The 13,715-nt window shown below is 71.9% G+C and carries 17 protein-coding genes; 10 read left to right on the forward strand and 7 right to left on the reverse strand.

The window, feature by feature from the left end:
• Window positions 1-42 precede the first annotated feature (42 nt).
• Window positions 43-363 (reverse strand): antibiotic biosynthesis monooxygenase family protein, encoded by a 321-nt coding sequence (locus tag BLR90_RS15955; protein WP_091026228.1) that lies wholly within the window; start codon window positions 361-363, stop codon window positions 43-45.
• A 75-nt stretch (window positions 364-438) separates the two neighbouring features.
• Between BLR90_RS15955 and BLR90_RS15960 the strand changes: the two genes are divergently transcribed.
• From BLR90_RS15960 to BLR90_RS15975, 4 genes are read left to right on the forward strand one after another with little or no spacing between them, the layout of a single operon-like run.
• Window positions 439-1,362, forward strand: coding sequence for a metal ABC transporter substrate-binding protein (locus BLR90_RS15960; protein ID WP_091026229.1), 924 nt, complete (start codon window positions 439-441; stop codon window positions 1,360-1,362).
• Window positions 1,359-2,147 carry a metal ABC transporter ATP-binding protein gene (locus BLR90_RS15965; protein WP_091026230.1) on the forward strand — a complete coding sequence of 263 codons (789 nt, stop codon included), beginning with the start codon at window positions 1,359-1,361 and terminating at the stop codon, window positions 2,145-2,147. The genes BLR90_RS15960 and BLR90_RS15965 overlap by 4 nt, the downstream gene beginning before the upstream one ends.
• Window positions 2,144-3,148 (forward strand): metal ABC transporter permease, encoded by a 1,005-nt coding sequence (locus BLR90_RS15970; RefSeq protein ID WP_245715353.1) that lies wholly within the window; start codon window positions 2,144-2,146, stop codon window positions 3,146-3,148. The genes BLR90_RS15965 and BLR90_RS15970 overlap by 4 nt, the downstream gene beginning before the upstream one ends.
• A complete protein-coding gene (locus BLR90_RS15975) occupies window positions 3,135-3,530 on the forward strand; it encodes a Fur family transcriptional regulator (protein ID WP_091026231.1) in 396 nt (131 codons plus the stop codon). Before BLR90_RS15970 ends, BLR90_RS15975 begins: the two co-directional genes overlap by 14 nt.
• Window positions 3,531-3,557: 27 nt before the next feature.
• Here BLR90_RS15975 and BLR90_RS15980 read toward each other — a convergent pair whose 3' ends face one another.
• Window positions 3,558-5,186, reverse strand: coding sequence for a sensor histidine kinase (locus BLR90_RS15980; RefSeq protein WP_091026232.1), 1,629 nt, complete (start codon window positions 5,184-5,186; stop codon window positions 3,558-3,560).
• 128 nt (window positions 5,187-5,314) lie between these two features.
• On the opposite strand from BLR90_RS15980, the gene BLR90_RS21095 reads away from it, so the two are divergent.
• Window positions 5,315-5,458, forward strand: coding sequence for a hypothetical protein (locus BLR90_RS21095; protein ID WP_170254304.1), 144 nt, complete (start codon window positions 5,315-5,317; stop codon window positions 5,456-5,458).
• Between the two features lie 14 nt (window positions 5,459-5,472).
• Here the strand turns inward: BLR90_RS21095 and BLR90_RS15985 are convergent, their stop codons facing one another.
• The 5 genes from BLR90_RS15985 to BLR90_RS16005 are packed head-to-tail and all read right to left on the reverse strand — an operon-like array spanning window position 5,473 to window position 9,059.
• Window positions 5,473-6,255, reverse strand: coding sequence for an isoprenyl transferase (locus BLR90_RS15985; RefSeq protein WP_091026233.1), 783 nt, complete (start codon window positions 6,253-6,255; stop codon window positions 5,473-5,475).
• Between the two features lie 10 nt (window positions 6,256-6,265).
• Window positions 6,266-6,994, reverse strand: a complete 729-nt coding sequence (gene recO / locus BLR90_RS15990; protein WP_091026234.1) for a DNA repair protein RecO — start codon at window positions 6,992-6,994, stop codon at window positions 6,266-6,268.
• Between the two features lie 16 nt (window positions 6,995-7,010).
• Window positions 7,011-7,868 (reverse strand): alpha/beta fold hydrolase, encoded by an 858-nt coding sequence (locus BLR90_RS15995; protein ID WP_170254305.1) that lies wholly within the window; start codon window positions 7,866-7,868, stop codon window positions 7,011-7,013.
• Between the two features lie 16 nt (window positions 7,869-7,884).
• Window positions 7,885-8,100, reverse strand: a complete 216-nt coding sequence (locus BLR90_RS16000) for a CDGSH iron-sulfur domain-containing protein (protein WP_091026235.1) — start codon at window positions 8,098-8,100, stop codon at window positions 7,885-7,887.
• Window positions 8,097-9,059 carry an iron-containing redox enzyme family protein gene (locus BLR90_RS16005; protein WP_091026236.1) on the reverse strand — a complete coding sequence of 321 codons (963 nt, stop codon included), beginning with the start codon at window positions 9,057-9,059 and terminating at the stop codon, window positions 8,097-8,099. Before BLR90_RS16005 ends, BLR90_RS16000 begins: the two co-directional genes overlap by 4 nt.
• Before the next feature lie 171 nt (window positions 9,060-9,230).
• Between BLR90_RS16005 and BLR90_RS16010 the strand changes: the two genes are divergently transcribed.
• From BLR90_RS16010 to BLR90_RS16030, 5 genes are read left to right on the forward strand one after another with little or no spacing between them, the layout of a single operon-like run.
• Window positions 9,231-10,067: a sigma-70 family RNA polymerase sigma factor gene (locus BLR90_RS16010; RefSeq protein WP_091026237.1), complete on the forward strand. Its 837-nt coding sequence runs from the start codon at window positions 9,231-9,233 to the stop codon at window positions 10,065-10,067.
• 46 nt (window positions 10,068-10,113) lie between these two features.
• Window positions 10,114-10,722 carry a flavodoxin family protein gene (locus tag BLR90_RS16015; RefSeq protein WP_091026238.1) on the forward strand — a complete coding sequence of 203 codons (609 nt, stop codon included), beginning with the start codon at window positions 10,114-10,116 and terminating at the stop codon, window positions 10,720-10,722.
• Window positions 10,719-11,675, forward strand: a complete 957-nt coding sequence (locus tag BLR90_RS16020) for a TIGR03557 family F420-dependent LLM class oxidoreductase (protein WP_091026239.1) — start codon at window positions 10,719-10,721, stop codon at window positions 11,673-11,675. The genes BLR90_RS16015 and BLR90_RS16020 overlap by 4 nt, the downstream gene beginning before the upstream one ends.
• The gene (locus tag BLR90_RS16025) at window positions 11,672-12,103 is read left to right on the forward strand and encodes an SRPBCC family protein (RefSeq protein ID WP_091026240.1); all 432 of its coding nucleotides are present in this window, start codon (window positions 11,672-11,674) and stop codon (window positions 12,101-12,103) included. Before BLR90_RS16020 ends, BLR90_RS16025 begins: the two co-directional genes overlap by 4 nt.
• A 2-nt stretch (window positions 12,104-12,105) precedes the next feature.
• Window positions 12,106-13,701 carry a phytoene desaturase family protein gene (locus tag BLR90_RS16030; protein WP_245715354.1) on the forward strand — a complete coding sequence of 532 codons (1,596 nt, stop codon included), beginning with the start codon at window positions 12,106-12,108 and terminating at the stop codon, window positions 13,699-13,701.
• The last annotated feature ends 14 nt before the right edge of the window (window positions 13,702-13,715 follow it).

The raw sequence follows: 13,715 nt of genomic DNA on the forward strand, positions 1-13,715 counted from the left end.
ACTCCTCTGTGCGTCCCGACTGGCTGCCGGTCCTGGAAGGCGTCAGCCTAGCGACCGGGCCGACCCGACATTGAGCACGGCCCCCGGCTCCACCGGCTCGTAGGCGCTGGGCTCGTCGATCGCCCGGCTGAGCAGGCGCACCGCGCCCATCTTGACGTCGTACGTCGACAGCGCGCGGCGGTAGGCCCCGACGTTCTCCCAGGTGGTGGTGAGCACCCACAGCGTGGGGTCGTCGAGGTTGCGCCCGATGCCCCCGCCGACATACCCGCGCTGCGCCGCTAGCACCGCGAACGCCGCCTCGATGTCGCCCCGGAACGCGTCGCCGTCGTCCTCCGGCACCCGGAACCTGTTCACCACCAGCATGCGAGTCACCCTAGACGCCAGGCAGGACATCCACAGAGTTGACAACCGTTCTCAACTAGCCTGAGAATCATTCTCATGAGTCGTCGTCACCTGGTTGCCCTCTCCCTCTCGCTTCCCCTTGTCCTCGCCGGGTGCTCCGCCCTCGGCGACGAGTCGGACGACGGGCTCCAGGTGGCGACGGCCTTCTACCCGCTGCAGTACGCCGCAGAGCGCGTCGCCGGCGACCTCGCGGAGGTCGACAACCTGACTGTGCCCGGCAAGGAGCCGCACGACCTGGAGCTGACCGTGTCCGAGACCGCGGTGATCGTCCAGGCCGACCTGGTCGTGTTCGAGGGCGGGTTCCAACCGGCAGTGGACGACGGCATCGACCAGAACGCGACCGGGACCGTGCTCGACGTGACCACCGCCGCCGACCTGCTCCCGATCGAGGACGGCCACGAGGAGGAGTCGGAGGAGGAGCAGGCGGAGCACGACCACGGTGACCTCGACCCGCACTTCTGGCAGGACCCGCTCCGGATGGCGGCGGTCGGTGACGCGGTGGCCGAGGAGCTGGCCGAGATCGACCCCGAGCACGCCGACGACTTCCGGGCCAACGCCGCCGACCTGCGCGCCGACCTCGAGGCCCTCGACACCGAGTACGCCGAGGGGCTGGCCGACTGCGAGCGCGACACCGTCGTCGTCTCGCACGACGCCTTCGGCTACCTCGCGAAGTACGGTCTGCACCTGGCCCCCGTCGCCGGGCTCTCCCCCGAGGCGGAGCCGACCCTGGGCGACCTCGCCGACCTCCAGCAGCTCATCGACGACGAGGGGATCACCACCGTGTTCTCGGAGACGCTGGGCAGCCCCCGCTTCACCCGGCCGCTCGCCGACGACCTCGGGCTCCGGACCGACGTACTCGACCCGCTCGAGGGTCTGGCCTCCGAGGGCGACACCTCCGACTACCTTTCTCTGATGCGCGACAACCTCGCGGCGCTCCAGGAAGCCAACGGCTGCCGATGACGCCCATCGAGCTCACCGACGGCGCGGTCGCGATCAGCGGCCGGCCGATCCTGCGCGGGGTCGACCTGCGCGTGGAGACGGGCGAGTTCGTCGCCCTGCTCGGGGCCAACGGCTCGGGCAAGTCCACCCTGGTGCGCGCCCTGACCGGTCTCCGGCCGCTGGCGCACGGGCAGCTGCGGCTCTTCGGCACCGACCTGGACCACTTCGACGACTGGCAGCGCATCGGCTACGTGCCGCAGCGCGCCGGGGCCACCTCCGGCGTACCGGCCTCGGTGTGGGAAGTCGTCGCCTCCGGACGCCTCACCCGGCGCCGGCTACTACGCCGCCTCTCGCGCGCCGACCGGGCCGCCATCGACGACGCCCTGGAGGTGGTCGGCCTGAGTGACCGGCGCCGCGACGGCGTGGCCCAGCTGTCCGGCGGCCAGCAGCAGCGCGCCCTCATCGCCCGGGCACTGGCGGGCGAGCCCGAGCTGATCTTCCTCGACGAGCCGACCGCGGGGGTCGACGTCCCGAACCAGCTGGCCCTGGCCGAGGCTCTCCGGGAGCTCAAGCTGCGCGGCGCCACGATCGTGCTCGTCACCCACGAGCTCGGGCCACTCGCCGCTCTCGTCGACCGCGCGGTCGTCATGCGCGACGGCCGGGTCGCCTACGACGGTGCGCCGCTGACCGACCACGAGGTCCACGACCCGTGGCTGGGCGAGCCGCACACGCACCACCACCATCCCCGCCAGCAGCGCCACGACCACGCGCCCCACGTCTCCTCACCCCTGGAGGGCAGCCCGTGAGCGCCGCCGAGCTGTTCTCGCTCCCGTTCATGCAGCGGGCGCTGATCGCCGCGCTCTTCACCGGCCTCGCGGCACCGGCCGTCGGCACCTACCTCGTCCAGCGCCGCCTGGCCCTGATGGGCGACGGTCTCGGTCACGTCGCCGTCACCGGCGTCGCGGTGGGCCTGCTCACCGGCACCTCCCCCACTTGGACCGCGGTGCTGGTCGCCATCCTGGGCGCCGTCCTGATCGAGGTGATCCGCGAGCGCGGCCACACCAACGGCGACGTCGCCCTGGCCCTGCTCTTCTACGGCGGCCTCGCCGGCGGCGTGCTCATCACCGGCCTGGCCGGACAGTCGGCGGCGAGCCTCCAGCAGTACCTCTTCGGCTCGATCACGACGGTCTCCGCGACCGACGTACTCATCACGATCGGCCTGGCCGCGTTGGTCATCACCACCTGCGTGGGCCTGGCCCCGCAGCTCTTCGCGGTCTCCCAGGACCAGGAGTTCGCCCGGGTCGCGGGCCTCAACGTCAGGTTCTACAACGTCCTGGTCGCCGTGCTGGCCGCCGTCAGCGTGACCGTCGCGATGCGCACGGTCGGGCTGCTGCTGGTGTCCGCCCTGATGGTCGTCCCGGTGGCGACGTCGCAGCAGCTCACCCGCTCCTTCCGTACGACGCTCGGCGCGGCCATGGCGCTGGGCACCCTGGCCTCCCTCGGCGGGCTCGTGATCGCGGCGCTCGCGCCGTTCGGGGCCAACGTCCAGCCGGGCCCCACCATCGTGCTGCTGTCGCTCGCCGGGTTCGTGGTCACCTGGCCGATCGGCGCCTGGCTGCGCCACCGGGCCCGGATCAACGAGCCGTTCGCGAGCGACCCGCCCATCGAGCACCAGGTCACCGACGAGCACCCCCACGACCACGGACCCGACTGCGGTCACGCCGCGGTGGAGCACGGCGACCACGTCGACTACGTCCACGACGGCCATCGCCACGCGCCCCACGGGAGGCACTATGACGAGCACTGAGCCCGGACTGCGCCCGACCAAGCAGCGACTGGCCGTGGCCGCCGCGATGTCGTCGTTCGAGGACTTCCGCTCGGCCCAGGACATCCACGAGCTGCTCGCCCACCGCGGCGACCCGGTCGGCCTGGCGACGGTCTACCGCACCCTCCAGCGGATGGTGGACGCGGGCGAGGTCGACCTGCTCCGCACCGAGGACGGCGAGGCGATCTACCGCCGCTGTTCCGACACCCATCACCACCACCTCGTGTGCCGCGACTGCGGCGCCACCGTCGAGGTCGAGGGCCCGGCGGTCGAGCGCTGGACCCGCGCGATCGCCGGCGAGCACGGCTACGGCGACGTGAGCCACACCCTCGAGATCTTCGGCACCTGCCCCTCCTGCCGCTGAGGCCGTCGGTCTCCTGGGGTCCTGAGGTCAGCCGGTGCCGTGGGGGCTGCTCGGCCCGAGGTCGGGTGACCCGCTGAGCGGCAGCCGTACCCGGAAGGTGCTGCCGCGGCCGACCTCGCTCTCTACGTCGATCCGGCCGCCGTGGCCCTCGACGATGCTGCGGGTGATGTTGAGCCCGAGACCGACGCCCTGGATGGACTGCTCCGCGGCCTGCCGCGCCCGGAAGAACCGGGTGAACAGGCGGTCGCGGTCGGCCGCGTCGATGCCGACCCCGGTGTCGCTGACCGCGATCTCCACCCGGTTGGCGTCGATCCCGACCTGCACCACGACCTCACCTCCGGCCGGGGTGTACTTCACGGCGTTGGAGACGAGGTTGTCGACCACCTGGGCGATCCGCTGCGGGTCGACCTTGAGCGGCAGCCGCGGCGGCGCCTCCACCCGCAGGGTGATCTGGCAGGCGCGCGCGGCCGGCTCCGCGGCGAGCACCGCCTGCCGGACGACCTGGGTCAGGTCGGTCTCGACCCGCTCGAAGTGGAGCGCGTCCTCGTCGACCTGGACGGCGTGCAGCAGGTCGCCGACGAGCCGCTGCAGCCGGTCGGTGTTGCGGACCACCACCTCGAGGTGCGCCCTCGCCTGCGCGGGGAGGTCGTCGCGCTCGAGCAGGAGCATCGCGTAGCCGTGGATCGAGGTGAGCGGGGTGCGCAGCTCGTGGGACACCGACGACACGAACTCGTCCTTCACCTCGAGTGCCCGCATGAAGTCGGTGACGTCCTTGTAGGCAAGGGCGGCCCCGGCGAACCTGCCCGCGTCGTCTCGTACGACGCGCGCCGAGACCGAGAGCGCCCGCCGGGTCACCGGGTCGTCGCCCACCCAGATCCGCACGTCGTCGAACTCGTGGCTGTGCGCGGCGAGGTAGGTCGGCATCTCCTCCGTGGGGACCAGGGTGGTCCCGTCGAGCCCGTAGACCAGTCCGAGCTGGCCGGCCTTCCCGGCGTGGCCGTCGGGGAAGGCGAGGTGCATGAAGTCCAGGTGGCGGCGGTTCATCGCCTGGTAGGTGCCGTGCTCGTCGAGCAGCATCAGCCCCACGTCGACGCTCTCGATGATCGCCGCCGAGACCCGCTGCTGGAGCTGGAGACGAGTGACCGCCTCGGCCATGGCGAAGGACGCCAGGGCCGCCACGGCGAGGCTGAGCGCGCTGCGGGACAGGTTGGGCCCGTCGCCCTGGAAGTACAGGAGGCCGGGCAGGCTCACCAGCAGGGCACCGCCGACCACGGTGAGGAGGACACCGGGGCGTCCGAAGTAGCGCCCGAGGTAGAGGGCGGGCAGCACCATCAGGATGCCCGTGCCACCGCCTGTGTCGTCCAGGCGGCTCAGCCCCATGGCGGCCAGGTCACCCAGTGCGACCACCACCGGCACCCAGCCGGGGATCCGGCTCCAGGGCACGACGTACGTCACCAGGGTGAGGGCGACGACGATCACCGCACCCGTGCGTGGCCACGGTCCGCTGACTGCCTCCCCGGCGAAGCGGAGCACCAGGTCGAGGGCGAACAGCGCCGCACACACCGACTGGGCGGCCCGCGGATCCGCGAACCGGTCGCGTGCCCACGAGCCCGCCGTCAGGTCACCGTGACCCGCGTTGGCCTCCCTCACCGACATGCACGTCACCCTCTCCCGCCCAGCACACCCTGGCAGACCCGACAGACCCTCGGCGCCGGAAACACACCATTCGGCCCTGGCGCCGCGGGTGCTGCAGCGTACGCTGGAGACCCGACCGGAGGTGACCGATGTTGAACGACCGTTTCGCCGCACTCCCCGAGCCGATCCCGCTCGAGGACACCCGCACCTCCCAGGACGTCGTCGACCACCCCGCGGAGATGGCCGACGAATACCGCGAGATCGACTGGTTCCTGCGTTCGACAGCCGGCTGAGACCCCGCCCGGTCCTACCTGGTGAAGTTCGGCTCCGCGCCGCCGTAGCGGCGGTCGCGGCCGGCGTAGATCTCGATCGCCTGCCACAGCGCGCGGCGGTCGACGTCGGGCCAGAGGATGTCGGTGAAGACCAGCTCGCTGTAGGCGGCCTGCCACAGCATGAAGTTGGACAACCGCTGCTCCCCCGACGTGCGCCAGACCAGGTCGGCGTCGGACTGCTCGGGCACGTAGAGGTAGCGCGCGAAGGTCTTCTCGTCGACCTTGTCGGCCTTGAGGCGCCCGGCCGCGACGTCCTGCGCGATCCGGCGGGCGGTGTCGGCGAGCTCGGCGCGGCCGCCGTAGTTGACGCACATGGTGAGGGTCAGGACGTCGTTGTCCTTGGTGAGCTCCTCGGCGACCTGGAGCTCACGGATCACCGACTTCCACAGCCGCGGCGCGCGCCCGGCCCACCGGACCTTGACCCCGAGCTCGTGCATCTCGTCGCGCCGGCGCCGGATCACGTCGCGGTTGAAGCCCATCAGGAACTTGACCTCGTCGGGCGAGCGCGACCAGTTCTCGGTCGAGAACGCGTAGGCCGAGACCGCCTTCACGCCGATCTCGATGGCCCCCTCGACGACGTCGAACAGCGAGCTCTCGCCCTGCTCGTGGCCCTTGGTGCGCGGCAGGCCCCGGTCCTTGGCCCAGCGGCCGTTGCCGTCCATGACGATCGCGACGTGTGCCGGGACCAGGTCTTTCGGGATCGCCGGCGGCCGGGCACCCGAGGGGTGCGGCGTGGGTCGGCGGACGGCTCGCTTCACGGGGGCGACGCTATCGCTCGACGTGCTCCAGCGAGCGCAGGCCTCGTTCGAGGTGCCACTGAAGGAACGCCGTCACCAGCCCGCTCGCCTCGCGCAGCTGGCGCGGGTCGGCCGCCTCGACGACCGGCCAGTCGCCGGCGAGCAGGGCGCCGAGCACGGCGATCACCTGGGGCGACGGGCTCGCCGAGCCGGGCAGCCGGCAGGTGGTGCACAGCATCCCGCCCATCGACGGGTTGAACCAGCGGTGCGGGCCCTCGATGCCGCAGTGGGCGCAGGCGTCGAAGGACGGGGCGTACCCGGCGACCGACAGCGAGCGCAGGAGGTAGGAGTCGAGCACCTGGCCGGGGTTGCGCTCGCCGGCCGCCATCGCGCGCAGGCCGCCCACCAGGAGCAGGAACTGCTGGAGCGAGGGCTGCTTCTCCTCCGAGACCAGCCTCTCGGCGGTCTCGAGCATCGCGGTGCCCGCGGTGTAGCGCTCGTAGTCGGCCCCCAGCCCGGCAGAGAACGCCGACTTGGTCTCGGCCTGCGTGATGATGTCGAGGTTGCGGCCCTCCGCGAGCTGCAGGTCCACGTGGGTGAACGGCTCCAGCCGGGAGCCGAACTTCGACGTGGTCCGCCGTACCCCCTTGGCGACCGCGCGCACCCGCCCGTGGTGACGGGTCAGCAGGGTGATGATGCGGTCGGCCTCCCCCAGCTTGTGGGTGCGCAGCACGATCGCCTCGTCGCGGTAGAGAGGCACCTCCCTAGTGTGCCTGTCAGTTGGCGGTACGGCGGCTCCGACGCGGCGTCTTCCAGCACCCGAGTGCGAAGCCGACCGCGGCGCGGTTGAGCCGGTCGGGCCACAGCCGCCACTCCAGGATGCTGCGGGCGTTGACGAACGTGGCGTTGGGCAGCTCGTCGGCGAGCATCTCCGCGTCGGCCGCCGGGTGGATCGGGTCGGACGGATGCCCCACGACTAGGGCAGGGGCGCGGATCGCCCGGCGCTGCTTGGACGAGGGCGCGATCCGGCCGAAGAACAGCCCGTGCACCACGGCCGCCATCGAGTCGGCGCGCTGGTCGAGGGTGTCGAGCGCGATCCCGGCCCAGAACGGCACGATGCCGCGCGGGATCGGCCGGGTCAGGCGGCGTACGCCGTTGATCGTGAACGGCAGGAACCGCGCCGAGAAGAGGATCGGCGCGAACGCCAGGATCCCGGCCTCGAGCGCGTTGTCGAGCACCGGCATCTCGATGAGCAGGCCACGGACCCGCTCGGGCGCGATGACCGCGACCTCCAGGGAGACGTTGGCACCCAGCGACGTGCCGCCGACCACGGCCTGGGGCGCACCGAGGTGGTCGAGCAGCGCCACGACCTGCTCGCCGAAGGCGGTCATGGAGTAGAGCAGCGGGTCGGCCGGGCGGTCGGATCGCCCGTGCCCGAGGAGGTCGAGCGTCACGACGTGCAGGCCCTCCGCGGCCAGCGCCCGCGCCAGCGGCTGGTGCATCCGGCGCGGCATCAGCTGGCCGTGGAGCAGCACCACCCAGGCGTCGCCGGCGCCGTACTCGGTGTACTCGAGGCGGTCCCGGCCGCTCTCGCTCTCCACGAAGAACTGACCGATGCGTTCAGAGACGAGCATGGCCGCAATCTACTCGTCAGGACGGCGTGAGCTTCTCAGGCAGCAGCTTGTGCGTGCCGTCGCACCACGGCTTCTTCGCGGACTTGTCGCAGCGGCACAGCGCGGTGACCCGGCGGGTGGTCTCGTGCAGCTCGCCGCTGGAGTCCTCGATCACGTGCTTGCCCCGCAGCAGCAGCGGGCCACCAGGGCACAGCACGACGTCCGCGTGCGGATACGTCGGTACGTCGGTCACGTCGCCGCCCCCCAGCGGGCCAGGAGCTGCTCGGCCAGCCGGTCCTCGAGGTCGAGGCACGTGAACGCCCCGAAGTAGATGTCGTCGCGCAGCTCCGGCTCGACCGCCAGCAGCTCGCCGCAGATCGCGCGCACCGCGAGCTGCTCGTGCACGGCGTCGGCCTCGACGTGCTCGTCGTAGTACGCCGCCATGTCCGGTGCCAGGCCGAGCCGCGCGATCCCCTGCGACAGCTGCCGCGACGGGATCGAGCTGGTCGCCTCGAACGCCGCCAGGTGACCGAGCGCCGCACCGCGCAGCCGGCGGTGCAGCCCCATCAGCGACATCGCGTTGTTCTGCTCGAGGATCTCCAGCGGCACGTCGTCGACGTACGCGCCGTACTCGGAGCGCAGACCGATCGCCTCGAGACCCCGGGCGAAGAGGTGCGAGTGCACCCGGTTGGGGTCGCCGCAGCCGTACTCGTCGTACTGGAGCTCCATCAGGGCTGCCTTCGACGCCGTCGGCAGCCGGGGCACCACCCATGCCGTGGGGTCGGACTCCTTGAGGTGGTAGACGGACCGCAGTCGCAGCAGGTCGAGCACCTGCTGCTCGTCGGCCTCGGTCTGCACGAAGCGCGCGAGCGAGCGGCCGTCGTGGGCGGCGACGAGCGCGAAGAAGTCGGCACTGAAGTCGGCGGTCACCTCGTGGGGACTCGCATAGGACTCCCAGCGCGCACGGAGCCGGCCTTCGAGGTCGATCTCGAGCGGCCGTCGCACGGCCAGCAGGTCGGGGTCCCACTCGGCGGTCTCGTCGACGTCGTCGAATCCGCGGTAGGACAGCTCGTACAACGCCCACAAGGTGATCGCCGCGTCCTCCGGCTCGTCGGCCTCCGGATGCGTGCGGGCCACCGGCTCCGTGGGCAGGGCGCGCATCGACTCGAACACCGCCGCGCTCAGGGGACCCCGCGGCTTCGGAAGCATCATGACCAAGCAGTACCCGGGCGGACGACCGGCCAATCCAGGAACGTCCCGCGATCCAGCCACCCTTCCGGGTGATTTTCAGCCGCCACCCCTTGGGGTGTGCGGGTCGACGGCGAGCCCGACCTAACGTCGAAAGGGATGGGGAACCCCTCACACTCGGCAAGGAGATCCCTGATGACCGTCTCACCCATGACCTCGCGCCGACCGCGTCTTCTCGACGGCGATCGCGGGCTCACCAGGGCACAGCGCAGCGAGCGCACCGCGGCGCTGCTCGCCGCTGCCACTGCCACCGCCGACACCGCCGAGGCCCGCACGATCCTCGACGAGGTGATCGTGATCAACCGTGGTGTCGCCGAGTCGGTCGCCTCCCGCTACTACGACCGCGGCGTCGACCGCGAGGACCTGCGCCAGGTCGCCTACGAGGGCCTGACCAAGGCCGTACGCCGCTTCGACCCGGCCACCCGCAACGACCTGCTGACGTTCGCCGTACCGACCATCCGCGGCGAGCTGCTGCGCTATTTCCGCGACCGCGGCTGGACGGTGCGGCCCCCGCGCCGCATCCAGGAGCTCCAGTGGCGCGTCAACCAGGCGATCGAGACCCTCGAGGGTGAGCTCGGTCGCACCCCCGCCACGGCCGAGATCGTCGAGCGGCTGGGCATCACGGAGGACGAGTACCGCGAGGCGTGCGAGGCCTTCGGCTCGTTCCAGCCGGCCTCACTCGACCAGCCGGTCGCCTCGGACTCCGCGACCAGCATCGGCGACCTGCTGCCGGGCACAGATGGTGAGGTGTCGGCCAGCGAGGCCAGGCTGACCCTGGCCCCCGTCGTCAGCCGCCTGTCGGAGCGCGACCGACGTGTGCTGCACCTGCGCTTCTTCGACGACCTCACCCAGGAGGAGATCGGCCAGGACCTGGGAGTGACCCAGATGCAGGTCTCGCGCCTGCTCACCCGGGTCCTCGCCACCTTGCGAAGCGAGATCGGCGAGGACGACGAGCTGCAGGCAAGCGCCTGAGCGGATCCGGGTGCATGGCACCCACCGACCTGGGCACCGGCGGGGCATGTCCAACCTGACCGCGCTCGTCCTGTCCTGCACGCTCAAGCCATCGCCCGCCGAGTCCAGCTCCGTCCTCCTCGGGACCCAGGTGCTCGACGCGCTCGGGTCCCACGGCGTGACCGGGGAGGTCGTCCGCGTGGTCGACCACCGGGTCCGTTTCGGCGTCAGCACCGACGAGGGCGACGGGGACGAGTGGCCGGCGCTGCGGCAGAAGATGCTGAACGCCGACATCCTGGTGATCGCCACCCCGATCTGGATGGGGCAGCCCGCGTCGGTCTGCAAGATGGTCCTGGAGCGGCTCGACGCCGAGCTCAGCGAGACCGACGCCGAGAGCCGGATGCTCACCTTCGGCAAGGTCGCCATCGTCGCCGTCGTGGGCAACGAGGACGGCGCGCACCACACCGTGGCCGAGGTGCTCCAGGCGCTCAACGACACCGGGTTCAGCATCCCGGCCGCCGCCGGGACCTACTGGGTCGGCGAGGCCATGCAGAGCACCGACTACCAGGACCTCGACCCCAGCCCCGAGAAGACCGTGGGCACCACGCAGACCGCCGCAGCCAACGCCGTACACCTGGCTAGGTTACTCAAGAACGAGGAGTACCCCCCGTCATGAAGATCGGCTACTTCCTGTCCTCCGAGGAGTACACACCCGCCGAGCTGGTCGAGCAGGCGGTCCTCGCCGAGCGCGCCGGTTTCGAGGCGCTCTGGATCAGCGACCACTTCCACCCGTGGAACGACGAGCAAGGTCAGAGCCCGTTCGTGTGGAGCGTGATCGGCGCCCTCTCACAGGCCTGCACGCTGCCGGTCACCACGGCGGTGACGTGCCCGACGGTGCGCATCCACCCGGCCGTGATCGCGCAGGCCGCCGCAACCGCGGCCGTGCAGCTCGAGGGTCGGTTCACGCTCGGGGTCGGCACCGGTGAGGCTCTCAACGAGCACGTCCTCGGTGACGTCTGGCCGTCGTACGACGTGCGCATGGAGATGCTCGAGGAGGCCGTCGCCCTGATTCGCCGCCTCTGGGAGGGCGACTTCGTCACTTCCCGTGGACGGCACTACGAGGTCAGCAACGCGCGCATCTACACGCGCCCCGACAGCCCGCCGCCGATCTACGTCAGCGGCTTCGGTCCCAAGGCGGTCGACGACCTGTCCCGCTTCGCCGACGGATTCATGTCCACGTCGCCGGACGCCGAGATGGTGAGCAAGTTCAAGGAGGCCACCGGCGGCAAGCCCGCCCAGGCCGGCTGCAAGGTGGCATGGGCGGCGACCGAGGACGAGGGCATCGACCAGGCCCACCGGCTCTGGGCCACCGCCGGGCTGCCCGCCGAGCTGGCGCAGGTGCTGCCGTCGGTGCGGCACTTCGAGCAGGCCTCGACCCTGGTCACCCGTGAGGCGACGGCCGAGAGCGTGGTGGCCGGCCCCGACATCGCCAAGCACCTGCAGCAGCTCCACGACTACCGCGACGCCGGCTTCGACGAGGTCTACGTCGCAAACATGGGCCCCCACTTCCGCGAGATGATCGAGGCCTATGGTCGCGATGTCCTCCCGACCCTGAGGAGCAACGCATGAGCACCAACGAACGAGTGATGAAGGCGACCCCGGAGAAGGTCTGGGAGATCCTCAGCGACGGCTGGCTCTACCCGCTGTGGGTCGTGGGCGCGTCCCGCATGCGCGACGTCGACGAGACCTGGCCCGAGGTGGGCGCCCAGCTGCACCACTCCGTGGGTTCCTGGCCGGCCCTCATCGACGACAGCACCGAGGTGCTCGAGTGCCGGCCGCTGCGGATGCTGAAGCTGCAGGCCCGGGCCTGGCCGACCGGCGAGGCGACGGTCGTCCTGCACCTGGAGCCCGTGGGGGCCGAGACCCGGATCGTGATGGAGGAGAACGCCACCTCCGGGCCGGCCGCCCTGCTCCCCAAGCCGCTGCAAGACCCCATGCTCAAGTGGCGCAACGTCGAGGCGCTGCGCCGCCTCGCCTACCTGTGCGAGCGCCGGTAGTAGTGAGGTACGACGCGGTCGTCGTCGGAGCCGGACCCAACGGTCTGGCGTCGGCCAACAAACTGGCCGACGCCGGCTGGTCGGTGCTGCTCCTGGAGGCGCAGACCGAGGTGGGCGGCGCCGTACGAAGCGACCGCGAGCTCGACCCGGAGTTCGTGCACGACACGTTCAGCGCGTTCTACCCGCTGGCCGCCTCCTCGCGCGGGCTGGCGGCGTTCGGGCTGGAGGAGCACGGCCTCGCGTGGCGGCACGCGCCGGCGGTGCTCGGCCACCCGCTGCCCGACGGCCGGTGGGCGCTGCTGCACCGCGACCGCCAGGTGACCGCCCGGCTTATGGACGAGCAGCACCCCGGCGACGGTGACGCCTGGCTCGACCTCTGCGCTGTCTGGGACCGGATCGGGGACCCGCTCGTCTCGGCCCTGGTCTCGCCGTTCCCCCCGGTGCGGCCCGGGCTCTCCCTGCTGACGCGGCTGCGCGGAGCCGGCGGCCTCGACCTCGTGAAGACGCTGCTCACGCCGGCCATGGAGCTGGGACGCCGTGGCTTCGGCGGCGAGTCCGCCGGCCTGCTGGTCGCGGGCAACGCCGGCCACGCGGACCTGCCGCTCGACGCCCCCGGCTCCGGGGTGTTCGGGCTGCTGCTGACGATGCTTGGCCAGACCGTGGGCTTCCCGGTGCCCGAGGGCGGCGCCGGCCGGCTGAGCCAGGCGCTGGCGCGGCGGCTGGAGTCGCTCGGTGGCGAGATCCTCTGCGACTCGGAGGTCGCGCACGTCGTCGTCGAGCACGGTCGCGCAGTGGGCGTCATCACGACCGACGGCCGGCGCTACGACGCCGGGCGGGCCGTGGTCGCCGACGTCAGCGCCACCCGCCTGTTCGGCGGGCTCGTCGACGCCGCCCACCTGCCGGCCCGGGTGAACCGCGGGATGCGCGACTTCCAGCTCGACCCGGGCACGGTCAAGGTCGACTGGGCCCTCGACGGCACCCTCCCGTGGGCCTCCCCGCCGGCCCACGCCCCGGGCACGTTCCACGTCGCCGACTCGGTCTCCGAGATGACTGAGGCCCTCGGGCAGGTGGCGGCCGGCGTCATCCCCGCCCGCCCTTTCCTGCTGGCCGGTCAGATGACCACCTCCGACCCCACCCGCTCCCCCGCCGGCACCGAGTCCCTGTGGGCCTACACCCACGTCCCGCAGCCCGATCGCACGGTGCGCGACGCCGGTGAGGGCGGCGTACGCGGCGTCTGGGACGCCTCGGACTGCGAGCGCTTCGCCGACCGGATGCAGGCCCGCATCGAGCGGCTCGCCCCCGGCTTCGGCTCCCGGGTCCGCGCACGCCGGGTGCTCGGGCCCCGCGAGCTCGAGGCCCGCAACGCCAACCTCGTCGGTGGCGCCATCAACGGCGGCACCGCCCAGCTCCACCAGCAGCTCTTCCTGCGCCCGGTCCCCGGTCTCCTGGGGCGTCCCGAGACCGGCGTACCCGGTCTCTACCTGGGCTCCGCCTCCGCCCACCCCGGCGGTGGCGTCCACGGCGCCCCTGGCCTCAACGCCGCCCGCGCCGCCCTCCTCCACCACCGGCTCGGGCGTCTCAACCCCCGTCGTCGTTGACCCGCCCGAAACTG

The organism is Nocardioides szechwanensis, from assembly GCF_900103935.1.
GTDB lineage: Bacteria > Actinomycetota > Actinomycetes > Propionibacteriales > Nocardioidaceae > Nocardioides > Nocardioides szechwanensis.